Genomic DNA, 14,808 nt, shown 5'->3' with positions numbered 1-14,808 from the left:
CTCCTTCAGGTGCGGGCGGTCTCGTAGTAGCGCAGCACGTGCGCCGACAGGCGATAGCCGGCCGCGCCGTCGACGGGGCCGGGCGCGGCGGACACGGCGGCCGCTTCGGGCGCGGCGACCGGCAGGGCCGTGGCGGCCACCGCGGCCGCGCCCGCGGCGCCGGCGCCGACCAGCAGGCCGCGCCGCTTCAGCGGCGTCTCGGGTTCGAGGGGCCTGGCAGGAAAACCGCGTTGGTCGCTCATGCTCGTCCTCCTGGGTAGGCGCGGAAGGCGCGAAGGCGCAGGTCGGCTACGAGGAAACCGGCCCTCACGACGAATGTAGGCAGGTCCGCCCCCTAACTCATCAGGGCATGCCCTAGCGCAAGGCCGGAGCCGGCCTAGAGCAAGTCGAACGCCTGCGCCTCGACCGCGATGAAGTCGCGCGTGAATGCGGCGACCGCACGATAGAAATCGGCGCGCGGGTGCTGCTCGATGGCCGCGCACAAACGCTCACTCCAACTGCGAAGATGCACATCGAAGAAGCGCTGCTGCGCCATCAGCGTGTCGGCGCCGGGCCCCTCGCCGGCGATCAGGTGCTGCATCACCTGGCACAGCGCGGCGATGTGGTCTTCGGTCTCGAAGACCGTGTCCGGCCGCTCGAGCCCCAGCGCGTCGAGGTCGGCGCGCAGCGCCGCCAGCGGCTTCTCGTTGAGCGCGCCGGCCAGGTACCACGAGCCGTTCAGCGCGATCTCCGGCTTGCCGACGCCGCCGAACAGCGCTACGTATTCCTCCGCCACATCGGCCAGCGGCAGGCGCCGCGCCGCCTCGACCAGCGCCGACCAGCTGCCCTCGAGAAACGCACCCGCGCTGGGCGCCTCGGTGGCGGCCTGGCGCAGCCCCTCGTACAGCGGCGCCGGCGGCACCTCGAGGTAAAGCCGGGCCAGCAACCCGTAGACCTCGGCGCGCGCGCGCTCCTCGGCATCGTCGGCCACGGCGGGCCGCGCGGACGACGTCGGCGCCTCAGACATCAGTGATCCTCACTTCGCTGGCGCTGGAATGGATGTCGATCACGCGGCAGTCGGCGCACATGCGCAGGCGATCGGCGGCCGCGCCCTGGAACATCGGATGGGCACCGAGCTTGCCGATCATCAGCTCGATGGCCTGAAAGGTTCCGAACGGCTTGCTGCAGCGGATGCAGCGGTAGGGTTCGGCCTCGTTCAGCACCCGCGACTGCTTGCGCGCCCGGCCCTCGTCGGCCAGCAGCAGCCGCGGCTGCAGCACGATGGCCTGTTCGGGACAGGTGACCGCGCACAAGCCGCACTGCACGCAGTTCTTCTCGATGAAGCGCAGCTCCGGCTTCGCTGGGTTGTCCGCCAGCGCCGCCGACGGGCACGCGCCGACGCAGCTCAGGCACATCGTGCACCGGTGCCGGTCGACCTCGAGGCTGCCGAACGGGCTGCCCTCAGCCGGCAGCGCAATCACCTCGGCGCTGGTGGCCGAGGCCAGCCGCAGGTGTTCGAGCGCCAGCTCCAGCGCCGTGCGCTTGTCGGCGGGCACCGCGAAGGCGGCCGGCCGAACGCTGCCCGCCGGCGGCATGCGCAGCGCGGCGTCCAGCGCCTTCGCGTCGCGCCCATCGAGCAGGTGCAGGTGCCGCCCCGGCAGGCCCAGCCCGCTCAGCAGAGCCTGCGCGACGGCCATCTGCGCGGCGACCGCGCGCCGGTAGTCCGGCGCTTCCTCGCCGGTCATCAGCACCAGCACCTGCGAGGCGCCGAAGGCGATGGCCGACAGCCACAGCTCGATGCCGACCGACGCGGTGTGCCAGACATCCAGCGGCAGGCAGCGGGCCGGCAGGCCCTGCACCGCGGCATCGGAACGCGCCGCGCGGCCCAGCTCGCCGATCAGGCGCGCTCCACCGCCCTGGCTGTGCACCAGCAGCGCCGCGTCCCGTCCGCCCGCCTCTCGGTAGGTGCTCAACAGGGTCCGGATGCGGCGGCCCTGGTGGTCGATGCGCGGCGCCGCGTAGCCGATGGCCCCGGTCGGGCAGACGGTCGTGCAGGCGCCGCAGCCCACGCACAGGTGCGGCTCGACGACGATGCCCGGCAGGGCCGCCGCACCGGAGCGGCCCTTGGCCGACGCGTCGCTGCGGATCGCGCGGGCGGAGCAGACGTCGATGCAGGCGCTGCAGCCGATCTTCTCGTTGCGGCTGTGCGCGCACAGGCGCTGCTGGTAGTGGAAGAACTTCGGCTTCTCGAAGTCGCCGGTGCACTCGCGCAGTTCCAGCACCGCGGTCACCAGCGCGGGCTCGTCCGCCGCGTGCCAGTAGCCCTGGGGCGGCTGGTGGAGATCGATCAGCGGCTCGGCGTTCAGATCGAGGATCAGGTCGAAGCGTTCGCTGAACGACTGCGGTTCGCGCTGGAAGTCGATGGCGCCGGCGGCGTCGCAGACCTTCACGCAATCGCGGTGGCTGCGGCAGCGGGCAAGGTCGATCTGGTAGCTGAAATCGATGGCCTGTTCGGGACAGGCCTCGATGCACGCATTGCAGCGCGTGCACAGGTCGAGGTCGATCGGGTTGCGCGATTCCCAGCGCACCTCGAACGCGCCCAGCCAGCCGCCGAGGCCGGTGATCCGGCCGGCATGCACCGGCCAGTCCCGCGGCTGCGGCACGCTGCCGGGGCCGTCGATCAGGAGGCTGACGGCCAGCTTGCCGGCCAGCATCGCGGCGGCATGCACGGCCCGGTCGGTCGGACCGATCACCAGCACGCGCCCCTCCGACCGGTAGTCCACCGTCGGCACCGGGTCGGCGTCCGGCAGCTGGGCCAGCGCGATCAGCGCGGCGATCTTCGGCGTCGCCGCAGCGGCCTCCTTCGACCAGCCGGCGGTCTCGCGGATGTTGACGAAGCGGATCGGCCGCTCCACCAGGCCGGGCGCACCCGCCGTCTGCTCGTTCAGCTCGACGAAAAGGCGGCTTTCCTGCGTGCAGGCCACCAGCAGGGGATCACCGCCGAGGGCCGCGCGCTGGAATGCCGCGGCCTCGCGCCGGCAAAGCGTCTGGTGGACGGTGGCGAGACCGGCGCCGGCGTCAGGCCCCAGCGCCTTCGCCAGGGCCGGGCCGTCCAGCGGCATGGTCTTGTTGCAGTTGCAGATCAGCGTCGTCATCGGGCGTGGGCGTGGACTCGGCCTCGGGTGGCAAGGGGTCGGCGGCATCGGGCGAGCGAGCCCGGGCGGCGCCGGTCTCGGCCGCGGCATCGGGCTCGTCGGCATCGAACAGGCCCAGCGCCTTCGACTGCGCCATCTGGCGCAGCACCGCCATTGGAATCGGATTCGGCTTGCCGTAGTCGTCGATGTAGGTATCGAGCCCGTCCATCACGTTGAAGTGCGGATCGCTGAAGAGCTTCTTCATCGCCGCCTGCTTGACGCCGTCGTCGACCCCCGGCGCGACGAAACGCGCGTAGTCGGACTCGCGCGTCAGCTGCGCGACGTCCGCCAGCGTCGGCAGCGATGGAGCGGCGGGCGCGCGAGCGGGTGCGCCACCGGGCGCGCCCGCGGGCGTTTGCGACTCGCGCACCGTCGCCGGGGACGCTGCTTGCGCATCGGGCGCCCGCGGCTGCGTGGTGTCGCCCGCCGACGGCTGGACCGGCGCCGGCGCGGCCGGCGCCGCACGCCGCGACTCGGCCTTGCGTCGCGACCAGCGCGCGAGGAACGGCGTGTCATCGGCCATCAGCGCCGCTCCCCCGGGGCAAGGAAGGATTGCGGGCGCCGGCGCTGCTTCGGCTCGGGCCGGTAGTGTTCGTCGGTGTAGGCACGCAGCCAGGCCGCGATGTCCGGCGACATCGGCACGTTGTCGACCCGTTCCTGCGCATCGAGCCAGCGCCCCGCTTCGTTGTACGAGACACTGACGGTCTCCGGCCAGGCCCGCGACGGGTCCTCGTCGGCTATGCGCCAGACGACGAACCAGACCGGCGTGCCCGAGGCCAAGTTGAGGTGATAGCCCTCGGCCTCGTCGCGGAAGAGGGCGACCTCGAAGCCGGGGAAGAGCTGGCGCTGGACCTTGCCGTCGTCGCGCAGCACGCGCGGCGCGGTGCCGAACGCCGGTTCGGCCGGCACGACGTCGACCAGCCGGAAGCGCCAGGCCTCCCACTGGTTCGGCTCGGCCTCCCGTTCCATCACCACGGCGACCTGCACCGAGGGTCGGGCGGTGGTCGGGAGGCCCTGGTCGGCAGACATCGGCAAAGTCTAGGGACTTCCGGTGCCGGCCGCATCGGTGCCACCCAGGGGGCCTGGTCCGCGTCCGGGGCCACGGCCGGGCCCGCCTACGCGTCCAGCCAGCTCGCCGGCTCGCGCAGCGCGGCCTCGAACGCCTGGATGTAGCGGCCCACGTGCAGACCATCCATCAGCGCGTGGTGCACTTCGACCGAGAAGGGCATCCACAGGTGCGGCCCGTCGTGGTCCGCGCGGCCGAACGCCAGCTTGGGCACCGAGTCCTCGCGCCCCCAGTTGCGGGCATGCGAGAAGCTGGTGAAGGGGATCAGCGGCAGCGTCGTCGTGTGGATCACGTCGGTGGCGTCCAGCCGTGGCTCGAACGCCGCCTGCCGGGACCGGGCCTGCGCCATCGCCTCGGCGCCGCTGCGCGCGAAGGTCTCGTAGTCGGCGGCGTGGTCGAGGTAGGCGAAGCCGAAGCTGTCGTCCTCGCGCAGCACCGTGGCGCCCCCGTGCACGACCTCATGCACACGCACGCGGCCGCCTTCGAGGCGGTAGCGGAAGGGCTCGTGCAGGTTGGCCAGGCGCAGCGCGATGAAGTGGTAGGCCAGCGTGAAGCTGCCGACGCCCCGCGCCGCCGCGGCGGCCTTCAGCGCGGCCACGTCGAGCCGCACGCAGACGTTGAAGTAGGGCTTGTCGAAGCCGCGGAAGAATTCGAAGGCGTCGCGCCGCGCCCAGCGCTGGAGATCGAGATAGGCCATGTCGCCCGCCATTCTGCCGACGAAGCCGACCCCAGCCGGGCCGGCCCGCGCGCCGAGTGAAAATGGCGCCACAAGCAGCGCCTTCCCGCTGCGGATTCCCCCGCCGTGACACGAGCCTTCGCTCGCCAAGGGCCGCCTCGCTCCCCATGACCACCACCGCAGCCTCGCGCTTTCTCGAAGGCATCGAGTCGCACACGCCGATGATGCAGCAGTACCTGCGCATCAAGGCCGACTACCCCGATACGCTCGTCTTCTACCGGATGGGCGACTTCTACGAGCTGTTCTACGACGACGCGCGCAAGGGCAACCGGCTGCTCGACATCACGCTGACCAGCCGCGGCCAGAGCGGCGGCGAGCCGGTGGTGATGGCGGGCGTGCCGGTGCATTCGGTCGAGAACTACCTGGCGCGGCTGATCAAGCTGGGCGAGGCGGTGGCGCTGGCCGAGCAGGTCGGCGACGTCGCGACCGCCAAGGGGCCGGTCGAGCGCAAGGTGGTGCGCGTGGTGACGCCGGGCACGGTCACCGACACCGAGCTGCTTGACGAACGCGCCGATACGCTGCTGCTGGCGGCTATGAAGCAGCGCGCCACCTGGGGCCTGGCCTGGCTGGGCCTGTCGAGCGGGCGCCTGGGCGTCACCGAGTGCGGCGAGAAGGAGCTGGCGGGCTGGCTGGCCCGGCTGGACCCCGCCGAAGTGCTGCTGCCGCAGAAGGAAGCCGCCAACGCACTGCCGCCGGCGCTGCTGCAGCACCGCGCGGCCCGCACCGCGCGGCCCGACTGGCAGTTCGACACCGCGCTCGGCCTGCGCAAGCTGACCACGCTGCTGCGCGTGCAGTCGCTGCAGGCCTTCCATGCGCAGGACCTGCCCGTCGCGCAGGCCGCGGCCGCCGCGCTGCTGGCCTTCGCCGAGCACACGCAGGGCCAGGCGCTGGCGCACGTGACGAGCCTGGCGGCCGAACGGGCCAACGAGCTGATCGAATTGCCGCCGGCCACGCACCGCAACCTGGAGCTGACGCAGACGCTGCGCGGCGAGGACGCGCCGACGCTGCTGTCGCTGATCGACACCTGCCGGACCGGCATGGGCAGCCGCGCGCTGCGCCACTGGCTGACGCATCCGCTGCGCGATCGGGCGACGGCGATCGAGCGCCACGATGCGCTCGCCGCGCTGATCGCCGCCGGCTTCGAGCCGCTGCGCGATGCGCTGCGCCAGGTCAGCGACGTCGAGCGCATCACCGCGCGCGTCGCGCTGCGCCAGGTGCGGCCGCGCGAGCTCGCGGGCCTGCGCGCGACGCTGCGGGCCCTGCCCGCGCTGGGCGCCGCCGCGCCGCGCGGCCCCGGTGCCGGCGTGCTGCTGGACCGCCTGCAAGCCGCGATGAGCCCGCCGCCGCAGCTGGCGGCGCTGCTGCAGCGCTGCATCGCCGAGGAACCCGCGGTGCTGCTGCGCGACGGCGGCGTGATTGCGCCCGGCTTCGATGCCGAGCTCGACGAGTTGCGCGGCATCGCGCAGAACTGCGATGCCTTCCTGGTCGACCTGGAAGCGCGCGAACGGGCCCGCACCGGCATCGGCAACCTGCGCGTGCAGTACAACCGCGTGCACGGCTTCTACATCGAGGTCACCATGTCCGGCCTCGACCGCGTGCCCTCGGACTACCAGCGCCGGCAGACGCTGAAGAACGCCGAGCGCTTCATCACGCCGGAGCTGAAGGCCTTCGAGGACAAGGCGCTGTCGGCGCAGGAACGCTCGCTGGCGCGCGAGAAGTGGCTGTACGAGCAGCTGCTCGATGCGCTGCAGGACTTCCTGCCGGCGCTCGGCGCCCTCGCGCGTTCATTGGCCGCGCTCGATGCGCTGGCCGCGCTCGCCGAGCGCGCGAGCACGCTGCAGTGGTGCCGGCCGCAGTTCGTCGGCCATCCCTGCATCGACATCGACCAGGGCCGGCATCCGGTGGTGCAGGCGCGGCTCGCCGAGAGCGGCGGAAACGGCCAGGGCGCCGACTTCATCGCCAACGACTGCCGGCTCGATGCGCGCACACGCATGCTGGTGATCACCGGCCCGAACATGGGCGGCAAGAGCACCTACATGCGCCAGGTCGCGCTGATCGTGCTGCTGGCCTCGATCGGCTCGTACGTGCCGGCCAGCGCCTGCCGGCTCGGGCCGATCGACGCCATCCACACCCGCATCGGCGCGGCGGACGACCTGGCCAACGCCCAGTCGACCTTCATGCTCGAGATGACTGAAGCGGCGGCGATCGTGCACGGCGCCACCGAGCAGTCGCTGGTGCTGATGGACGAGATCGGCCGCGGCACCAGCACCTTCGACGGCCTGGCCCTGGCGGGCGCGATCGCCGCCCATCTGCACGACCGCAACCGCGCGTTCACCTTGTTCGCCACGCACTACTTCGAGCTGACCGAGTTCCCGGCCCGCCACGAGCGCGCGCTGAACGTGCACGTCTCGGCGGTCGAGAGCGGCCACGACATCGTCTTCCTGCATGCCATCGAAGCCGGCCCCGCGAGCCGCAGCTACGGCGTGCAGGTGGCGCGGCTGGCCGGCATGCCGGCCACGCTGCTGCGCCAGGCGCGCGCGACGCTGGAGGCGCTCGAAGCGCAGGCGCTGCGCGGCGACGCACAGGTCGACCTGTTCGCCGCCCCACACGCCCCCGCCGCGGCACCGGAACCCTCGCCGATCGATGCCGCGCTGGCGGCGATCGATCCCGACGCGCTGACGCCACGCGAAGCGCTGGACGCGCTGTACCGCCTCAAATCGCTGCAGAAGGAAGAGCTCGCCCCATGACCTATTGCATCGGCATCCGCCTCAACGCCGGGCTGGTGTTCCTGTCCGATTCGCGCACCAACGCCGGCATGGACCAGATCAGCACCTACCGCAAGATGATGATCTACGAGAAGCCGGGCGACCGCTTCATGGTGATGCTGTCGGCCGGCAACCTGAGCATCAGCCAGTCGGTGCGCGAGATCCTGCAGGTCGAGAAGATCGACCGCGGCCCCGAGATGCCGGGGCTGACGATCTGGAACGCCGAGAGCATGTTCGACGCCACGCGCGTGCTCGGCGCCGCGGTGCGCCGCGTCTACGAGCAGGACGGCCCGTCGCTGAAGGCCACCGGCGTCGACTTCAACGCGTCGATGATCTTCGGCGGCCAGATCAAGGGCGAGGCGATGCGGATGTTCCTGGTCTATTCGGCCGGCAACTTCATCGAGGCCACGCGCGAGACCTGCTTCTTCCAGATCGGCGAAAGCAAGTACGGCAAGCCGATCCTCGACCGCGTGCTGACGCCGACCACGCCGCTGGACGAAGCCGCCAAGTGCGCGCTGGTGTCGATGGACTCGACGCTGAAGTCCAACCTCTCCGTCGGCCTGCCACTGGACCTGCTGGTCTACCGCGAAGGCGCGCTGCAGGCCGACGAGCATGTCTGCATCGACGACCGCAACCCGTACTTCCAGATGATCCACAGCACCTGGGGCCAGCGCCTGCGCGAGGTGTTCGAGGGCATCGACGATCCGCGCTGGGACGGCGGCGACACCGAACACCCGCTGCTCGCGCCTTCCACGCGTTATGAGCCGATGCGCAAGATCACCCATCCGGGCGAACGCATCGTCTGACTTCCCACTAAGCGCGCCCCCGATCGGTGCATCGGGCGTGCGCACAGCCGCATCGCTGACACCACGCATTCAGGCGTTAGGCGCCAGATTGCGTTTCGTCAACCCGCGCCCTACCGCTGTTACTTCCATGCCCTAGGGATGGCATTCGCGGTGCAGCGCACAAAGACTGCGCGGGCCAAGCGTTTCGGGCTGTCCGGAGGCCGGGATCGCGCGGGACGCCGGCCTTGTGCGGCCGGCGCCATGCCATGTCCTGGCCACCGGCGCACACCGAGACCAACGAGATCATCGCTTCGCGCTCGCCTGCGGCATGCGGCCGCACGCGCCGCCATGGCCGGGTTCCTTGTCGACTTTGTGGGAGCCATGCATGAACGCAAAGATCCGAGTGACGATGCTCGCGACCGCTGTCGCCGCCGCGGCGGCCATCGGCAGCAGCACCACGGCAGTCGCCGGCAGCGGCCCGGCGGTACTCAAGAACGCGATCGTCCTGATCACCAACTGGGGCGACGACACGGTGTCGGTGGTCGACCTCGACTCGGGGCACCAGCTCAGCGAGATCAAGGTCGGTGCCAAGCCCTACGACGTGAAGCTCGACCCGACGGGCCGCACCGCCTACGTCAGCAATTCGGCGGCGTCGGACATCTCGGTGATCGACGTGCAGGCGATGCTCGAGTCGCACCGCATCCCGGTCGGCTTCAGCCCGCGCGACATGGCGATGTCGCGTGACGGCCGCTTCATGGTCGTCGCCAATTCCGGCGATGCCACCGTGTCGATGATCGACCTGAAGACCTCGAAGCAGACGCGCACGATCAAGGTCGGCGCGATCCCCTACGGCACGCAGCTCTACGCCGACGACAAGCGCGCGGTGATCACCAACTGGGGTGAGAACACCGTCTCGTTCGTCGACCTCGACAGCGGCAAGGAAGTCGCCAAGACCGCGGTCGGCGTGCTGCCCTATACCGTCGCCGTCGCGCCGGGACAGTCGGTGGCCTACGTCACCAACTTCGGCTCGGCCTCGGTGTCGCGCGTCGACCTGAAGTCGATGAGCACCACCGGCACGCTGGCCGTCGGCAAGGCGCCGTGGGGCCTGGGCATCTCGCGCGACGGCAAGGTGCTGGGCGTCGCCAACTTCAGCTCGCACGAGCTGTCGACGATCGACGCGGTCGCGTTCAAGGAAACCGCGCGCCACTACGTCGGCGGCACGCTGAAGGTCGCCGCCAGCGACAAGGCCGCTGCAACGCGCAACGACGCCACCACGCCGCGCCAGGACCCGCAGCAGACCGCGGCGCGCTCGAAGAACGTCGCGATGAGCGAAGACGGCCGGCTGATCGTCTGGACCGACCTGGCGAACAACACCGTCAACGTCACCGACGCGGCCAGCGGCGAGACGCTGCGCTCGATCAAGGTCGGCAAGGCGCCGTACGGCATCACCTTCCTGCGCAAGCCCGCCTGAGCGCGCTGCCATGATCCGCGTCCCCTCCCTGCGCCGACGTGTCGTCCCGCCCGTCCGGGCGCGCTGGGGGCGCGGGCTGCTGGCACTGGCGCTGCTGTCGCCGCTGGCCCCGTCGGCGCAGGCGCCATCGGCGATGCCCGACGACCAGACGCTGCGCAACCAGTACCCCGGCACGCCCGTGCCGGGGCTGACGCCGGCGCAGCTGCGCGCCTTCGAGCACGGGCAGGTGCTGTTCTCGAAGTTGTGGAAGCCGGCCGACGGCCTCGGCCCGCGCTTCAATGCCGATGCCTGCATGACTTGCCACCACAACCCGCTGCCGGGTGGCAACGAGTTCGCGCCCGACCGCTTCGTCGTGCACGCGCCCTCGTGCACCGACCGCGTCGGCGGCCACGGCTGCCCGCGCTTCGCGCTGGGGCCCGACGGCGCCGTGCAGGCGCTGCCCCGTCCGCCGGATGCGGTGATGCGCAAGCCGCAGTCGCTGTTCGGGCTCGGCATGCTCGAAGCGGTCAGCGACGCCGACATCGAGGCGCTGGCGCGGCTGCAGCGCGACGATCCCGACGGCGTGCGCGGCCGCCCCGGCCGCACCGCCGATGGCCGCGTCGGGCGCTTCGGCTGGAAGGCCCGCTTCGCCGGCATCGACGACTTCGTCGCCGCCGCCTTCCATGCCGAGATCGGCCTCGATACGCGAGCCTACGCGACGTCGGCCAAGCCGGAGATCGGACGCGCCGTGGTCGCCGGCACGTCGCAGTTCCTGCGCCTGCTCGCGGCACCGCCGCTGACGCCGCGCGGCGACGTCGAACGCGGCCGCGCGCTGATGGACGACCTGCGCTGCACCGCCTGCCATGTGCCGGCGCTGCGCACCGGGCGCTCGGCGGTGCCGCTGCTGACGGGCCGGCGCGTTGTCGCCCACACCGACCTGCTGCTGCACGACATGGGCCCGGCGCTCGCCGAGCCGGTCGACGAGGGCGGCGTCGGCCCGGCGCGCTTTCGCACGCCGCCGCTGTGGGGCCTGAACGCCAGCGGCCCACCCTACCTGCACGACGGCCGCGCCGCGACGATCACCGACGCCATCCTGATGCACGGCGGCGAGGCGGCGCGCTCGGTCGAGCGCTTCAAGGCGCTGGCGCCTCTTGACGTCGATCATCTGCTGCGTTATCTCAACAGCCTCTGAAGGCGACGAAGGGAACCCCACCATGGCGATCGAGACCTCTCAAGGCCTGCTGAAGCTGATCAGCTACGTCGGCGTGCGCAACGCGGGCCGGCTGCTGATCGTGCGCTACGAGACGCCGCCGAACCCGGACAAGCCGGGCTGGTGGATCCCGGCCCCCGAAGCCGGCTATGGTGACGAGCCGTTCGAGGTCGCGCAGCAGGCGCTTGCGCGCCTGGGCTTCGACGACGTGACGCTGCGCGTGATGGACGTCGAGTCGTTCTCCGTCGGCGAGCGCAACTGGCATGTCTGCGTGCACTACGTCGGTGACGTCGCGCACGACCCGCGGCCGCGCGAGGGCATCGCCGAATGGCGCTGGTGCGCCGAGCACGAGCTGCCCGACGCCGCCGAGTTCGCGCACCGGCGCTGGGAACACAGCCTGGCCCGCCGCATGGCGGCGTTCGCGGCGCCGCGCTAGAACGCGGGCACGGACGCCAGGCGAGGCCGCGGCGATGGACGCCACCGACAGCCGGCTCGAACGGGCCTGGCGTCGCGCCGCGGCGCTGGCGCTGGGCACGCTGCTGTGCGCGCTGGCCGCCGCCGGCGTGCTGACCGCGACCAGCGCGGTGGCGGCGACCGAGGAATCCGGCGCGGCCTTCGCCGATGGCGATGCGCTGCTGCGCCACTGTGCCGACGTGGCGCGCAGCGGCGGTGCGCGCGGTGAACGCCTTGCGGCGCTGGCCGAGCTGTGGCGCAGCGTGCATCCACGAGCCGAGCTGCGCGAGGCCGCACGCGGCTGCGCCGCGCGGCTCGAACGCACTGCCGCCGGCACTGCCGTCGCCGACCGCCACGAGGCCACGCTCGCCCGGCTCGAGCGCGACTTCGAGCGCCGGCTCACCGAGCGCTCGCCGCGCCTGCGCTTCACCGCGGCCGAAGCCGCCGGCCTGCCGTCCGGGCTGCTCGACGAACTGCGAGACGCCGGTGGGGCGACGGTCTCGATCGGCGTCGGGCTGGGCGACTACTACGTCTTCATGCGCCATGTCGACAGCGCCGCCGCCCGCCGCCGCATGTACCTCGCGCATGCCAACCGCGGCGGCGCGGAGAACATCGCGACGCTGGCGCGCATCGTCGACACGCGGCGCCAGGCCGCCGCGGCCGCCGGCCATGCGGACGCGTACGAGCGCACGGCTGCCGCGCTCGGCCTGCCGACGGGCGCGCAGGTCGAAACCTTCCTGGCGGCCGTCGGACCCAGCATCGCCGCCGCCGCGCAGCAGGACATCGACACGCTGCGCCGGCACAAGCAGCAGCACGCGCCGAAGGACGGCCGGCTGCGGCGCTGGGACGCGCTGTACTACATCGAACGCGAGCGCCAGCGCTCGGTCGGCCTTGCCGAGGACGACGATGCCGCGCGCATCCCCACGGCCGCGCTGCGGCCGTGGCTGCAGCGCTACTTCGGCGCGCTGGCCGGGCTGCGCTTCGAGCCGGCACCCGGCCGCGGCTGGCATGCCGAGGTCGACTGCCTGCAGGTGCTCGACCCCGCCGCCGCCGATGCGGCGCTCGGCCTGCTGTGCCTGGACCTGCATCCCCGCGAGGGCAAGTACTACAACCACGCGAGCTTCGCCGTGCCGCCCGTGCCGGGCGAGCCGGGCGCGCACCTGGCCGCGCTGGTCGCCAACCTCGATCGCGACGCGCTGACGCCGGACGAGGTGGAGCGCCTCTTCGCCGAGTTCTCGATCGCGCTCGGCCTGCTCACCATGGACCGCGGGCGCGGGGCCGCGGGTGCCGCCCCGGCCCAGCCGCTGTGGCAGCAGCTGCAGCGGGCCTTCTTCGAACAGGTGGCCTTCAGCGACGAGGCGCTCGCGCTGCTGCCGGAGGGCGTCGCACCCGCGCCGGCGCTGCGCGCGCAGGTGCGCGCCAACCGCAGCTTCGCCGCCGGCATCACCGCCTCGCGCCAGTTGACGGTGGCGCGCTACGACCTCGCGCTGGCGCGCGCGACGCGCCCGGTGGACCCGATGGCGCTGTGGCGCCGGCTGGAAGACGCCTCCGGCCTGCCCTACGAGCCCGGCAGCCACTACCCGAGCCGCCTCAATGCCCTGGCCGGCGCCAACGCCGGGCTCTACTGGAGCACGCTGTGGCGCGAAGCGGCGGCCATCGACCTGGTGCAACGCTTCGGCGACCGCACGCTGCAGCCCGATGCCGCCGTGGCACTGCGCGGCGCGTTCTTCGCCGCCGCGCCGCCGGCGGAGCTGATGGCGCGCTACCGGGCGCTCGCCGGCAGGGACTTGTCGCTCGACGGCTACCGCGTCCAGATCGGCGGCAACACGATGGCCGCGGCCGCCCGCCGCGCCACGCTGGCGCGTGCGCCGACGAAGGGAGCGCCATGACCGGCCGCCACGCTGCCCCGCTGCACCCCCTCCTGCTGGCGGCGCTGCTCGCCGCGGTCGTGCCCGACGCGACGGCCAGCGAGTCGGTGCTGGCGCCGGCACCGCAGGCGCCGGAGGCCGCCGCGCTCGGTCCCGAGGACGCCGTGCTGATCGCGCGCACGCTGCAGCAGATCACACGCCACTACGTCGAGCCCAAGGGCGGCCACGAGCTGGTGGTGACCGCGCTGCGCCAGCTGCTGGCGTCGCTGGATCGCCATTCGGCGCTGATCGAGGGCGCCAGCCCTCAGGCCGTGCGCGACGCGGTGGCCGGACAGTTCGGCGGCATCGGCATCGAGCTGGACATCGGCCCGGACGGGCCGGTTGTCATGCAGCTGTTCCGCGACGGGCCGGCGCGGCGCGCGGGCGTGCAGGCCGGCGACCGCATCGTCGCCGTCGACGGCGAGCCGGTGCGCGGCGCCGCTCTCGACGCGGTGATCGCACGCATCAAGGGCCCGCCGCGCAGCACGGTGCGGCTCGAGCTGCAGCGCGGCGCAGCGGCGCTGCGCCTCGACGTCGAGCGCCAGCTGGTGCGCTTCTCGACGGTGGGCGTCGAGCGCCGCGGCGGGCTCGCCGTCGCGCGCATCTCCGAGTTCCTCGACGGCACACCCGCCGAGCTCATCGAGCAGCTGGCCGCGGCGGCCGAGGCCGCGCCGATCGAGGGGCTGGTGCTGGACCTGCGCGGCAACCCGGGCGGCGTGGTCGAGTCCGGCGTGGCCGTCGCGTCGCTGTTCCTGCCGCCGAACGTGCTGGTGCTGTCCAGCAGCGGCCGGGCGCCCGACGCCAGCCAGCCCTACCTCAGCATCGACGCGTCCACCGGCCTGCCTGCCGGGCAGGCCGCGCTGGTCGCCCGGCTGCGGCTGCTGCCGCTGGTGGTGATGATCGATCGCCGCAGCGCCTCGTCGGCCGAGTTCGTCGCCGCCGCGCTGCAGGACCACCGGCGCGCGCGCATCGTCGGCTGCGGCCCCAGCTACGGCAAGGGCTCGATCCAGTCGATCGTGCCGCTGTCGTCGCAGTACGCGGTGAAGCTGACGACGGCGCGCTTCAGCTCGCCGCGCGGCCGTGCGCTCGACGGCGCCGGCGTCGCGCCGGACGTGCTGGTCGCGGCCGCGGGCGCAGATACATCGCGCGAAGCCTGCGATGCGCACACGGCGGGGCTGCTGGAGGCGGCGCGCGAGGAGCTCGCGCGCCTCGGCCGCACGGCGTCCTCGGGCGGTCCGCCACGCGGCGGCGGCTCCTGAGGGC

Annotated in this window: 13 protein-coding genes; 7 read left to right on the top strand and 6 right to left on the bottom strand. The window is 72.6% G+C overall.

The genetic code is table 11. The features are described 5' to 3' along the window. Positions 1-5: 5 nt before the first annotated feature. The 6 genes from P1K89_RS01670 to P1K89_RS01645 all read right to left on the bottom strand — a co-directional run bounded on the left by P1K89_RS01670 (position 6) and on the right by P1K89_RS01645 (position 4,936). Positions 6-242 carry a formate dehydrogenase gene (locus tag P1K89_RS01670; protein ID WP_284614619.1) on the bottom strand — a complete coding sequence of 79 codons (237 nt, stop codon included), beginning with the start codon at positions 240-242 and terminating at the stop codon, positions 6-8. Positions 243-376: 134 nt separating this feature from the next. Beyond that, complete coding sequence (locus tag P1K89_RS01665; RefSeq protein WP_284614618.1) at positions 377-1,006, bottom strand: TorD/DmsD family molecular chaperone; 630 nt, start codon at positions 1,004-1,006, stop codon at positions 377-379. Then, on the bottom strand, positions 999-3,134 hold the full coding sequence (locus P1K89_RS01660) for a 4Fe-4S dicluster domain-containing protein (RefSeq protein WP_284614617.1): 2,136 nt from the start codon (positions 3,132-3,134) through the stop codon (positions 999-1,001). Before P1K89_RS01660 ends, P1K89_RS01665 begins: the two co-directional genes overlap by 8 nt. Then, positions 3,058-3,696: a DUF3306 domain-containing protein gene (locus P1K89_RS01655; protein WP_284614616.1), complete on the bottom strand. Its 639-nt coding sequence runs from the start codon at positions 3,694-3,696 to the stop codon at positions 3,058-3,060. Before P1K89_RS01655 ends, P1K89_RS01660 begins: the two co-directional genes overlap by 77 nt. Continuing rightward, positions 3,696-4,202 carry a DUF3305 domain-containing protein gene (locus P1K89_RS01650; RefSeq protein ID WP_284614615.1) on the bottom strand — a complete coding sequence of 169 codons (507 nt, stop codon included), beginning with the start codon at positions 4,200-4,202 and terminating at the stop codon, positions 3,696-3,698. The genes P1K89_RS01655 and P1K89_RS01650 overlap by 1 nt, the downstream gene beginning before the upstream one ends. Positions 4,203-4,288: 86 nt before the next feature. Continuing rightward, entirely contained in the window at positions 4,289-4,936 is a 648-nt protein-coding gene (locus P1K89_RS01645) for a CatA-like O-acetyltransferase (RefSeq protein WP_284614613.1), read from the bottom strand. Between the two features lie 146 nt (positions 4,937-5,082). Here P1K89_RS01645 and mutS point away from each other — a divergent pair, with 146 nt between their 5' ends. The 7 genes from mutS (at position 5,083) to P1K89_RS01610 (ending at position 14,804) form a co-directional block, all read left to right on the top strand. Further along, a complete protein-coding gene (gene mutS / locus P1K89_RS01640; RefSeq protein ID WP_284614612.1) occupies positions 5,083-7,722 on the top strand; it encodes a DNA mismatch repair protein MutS in 2,640 nt (879 codons plus the stop codon). Beyond that, on the top strand, positions 7,719-8,546 hold the full coding sequence (locus P1K89_RS01635) for a proteasome-type protease (protein WP_284614611.1): 828 nt from the start codon (positions 7,719-7,721) through the stop codon (positions 8,544-8,546). Before mutS ends, P1K89_RS01635 begins: the two co-directional genes overlap by 4 nt. A gap of 364 nt (positions 8,547-8,910) precedes the next feature. Next, on the top strand, positions 8,911-9,996 hold the full coding sequence (locus tag P1K89_RS01630) for a YVTN family beta-propeller repeat protein (RefSeq protein ID WP_284614610.1): 1,086 nt from the start codon (positions 8,911-8,913) through the stop codon (positions 9,994-9,996). A 10-nt stretch (positions 9,997-10,006) separates the two neighbouring features. Further along, the gene (locus P1K89_RS01625; protein WP_284614609.1) at positions 10,007-11,167 is read left to right on the top strand and encodes a di-heme oxidoredictase family protein; all 1,161 of its coding nucleotides are present in this window, start codon (positions 10,007-10,009) and stop codon (positions 11,165-11,167) included. 22 nt (positions 11,168-11,189) lie between these two features. Continuing rightward, positions 11,190-11,621: an NUDIX hydrolase gene (locus P1K89_RS01620; protein WP_284614607.1), complete on the top strand. Its 432-nt coding sequence runs from the start codon at positions 11,190-11,192 to the stop codon at positions 11,619-11,621. Positions 11,622-11,655: 34 nt separating this feature from the next. Next, positions 11,656-13,527, top strand: a complete 1,872-nt coding sequence (locus tag P1K89_RS01615; protein ID WP_284614606.1) for a M3 family metallopeptidase — start codon at positions 11,656-11,658, stop codon at positions 13,525-13,527. Further along, positions 13,524-14,804 (top strand): S41 family peptidase, encoded by a 1,281-nt coding sequence (locus P1K89_RS01610; RefSeq protein ID WP_284614605.1) that lies wholly within the window; start codon positions 13,524-13,526, stop codon positions 14,802-14,804. Before P1K89_RS01615 ends, P1K89_RS01610 begins: the two co-directional genes overlap by 4 nt. Positions 14,805-14,808 lie beyond the last annotated feature (4 nt).

Origin of the sequence: Aquabacterium humicola (assembly GCF_030167915.1) — a bacterium.
GTDB lineage: Bacteria > Pseudomonadota > Gammaproteobacteria > Burkholderiales > Burkholderiaceae_C > Pseudaquabacterium > Pseudaquabacterium humicola.
Note: the sequence above shows the minus strand (reverse complement) of the source record. Positions and strands in the feature narration are given on the sequence as shown.

Coding starts and splice junctions, on each gene's coding strand:
- P1K89_RS01670 (WP_284614619.1), bottom strand. CDS start 242: ATGAGCGACCAACGCGGTTTTCCTGCCAGGCCCCTCGAACCCGAGACG.
- P1K89_RS01665 (WP_284614618.1), bottom strand. CDS start 1,006: ATGTCTGAGGCGCCGACGTCGTCCGCGCGGCCCGCCGTGGCCGACGAT.
- P1K89_RS01660 (WP_284614617.1), bottom strand. CDS start 3,134: ATGACGACGCTGATCTGCAACTGCAACAAGACCATGCCGCTGGACGGC.
- P1K89_RS01655 (WP_284614616.1), bottom strand. CDS start 3,696: ATGGCCGATGACACGCCGTTCCTCGCGCGCTGGTCGCGACGCAAGGCC.
- P1K89_RS01650 (WP_284614615.1), bottom strand. CDS start 4,202: ATGTCTGCCGACCAGGGCCTCCCGACCACCGCCCGACCCTCGGTGCAG.
- P1K89_RS01645 (WP_284614613.1), bottom strand. CDS start 4,936: ATGGCCTATCTCGATCTCCAGCGCTGGGCGCGGCGCGACGCCTTCGAA.
- mutS (WP_284614612.1), top strand. CDS start 5,083: ATGACCACCACCGCAGCCTCGCGCTTTCTCGAAGGCATCGAGTCGCAC.
- P1K89_RS01635 (WP_284614611.1), top strand. CDS start 7,719: ATGACCTATTGCATCGGCATCCGCCTCAACGCCGGGCTGGTGTTCCTG.
- P1K89_RS01630 (WP_284614610.1), top strand. CDS start 8,911: ATGAACGCAAAGATCCGAGTGACGATGCTCGCGACCGCTGTCGCCGCC.
- P1K89_RS01625 (WP_284614609.1), top strand. CDS start 10,007: ATGATCCGCGTCCCCTCCCTGCGCCGACGTGTCGTCCCGCCCGTCCGG.
- P1K89_RS01620 (WP_284614607.1), top strand. CDS start 11,190: ATGGCGATCGAGACCTCTCAAGGCCTGCTGAAGCTGATCAGCTACGTC.
- P1K89_RS01615 (WP_284614606.1), top strand. CDS start 11,656: ATGGACGCCACCGACAGCCGGCTCGAACGGGCCTGGCGTCGCGCCGCG.
- P1K89_RS01610 (WP_284614605.1), top strand. CDS start 13,524: ATGACCGGCCGCCACGCTGCCCCGCTGCACCCCCTCCTGCTGGCGGCG.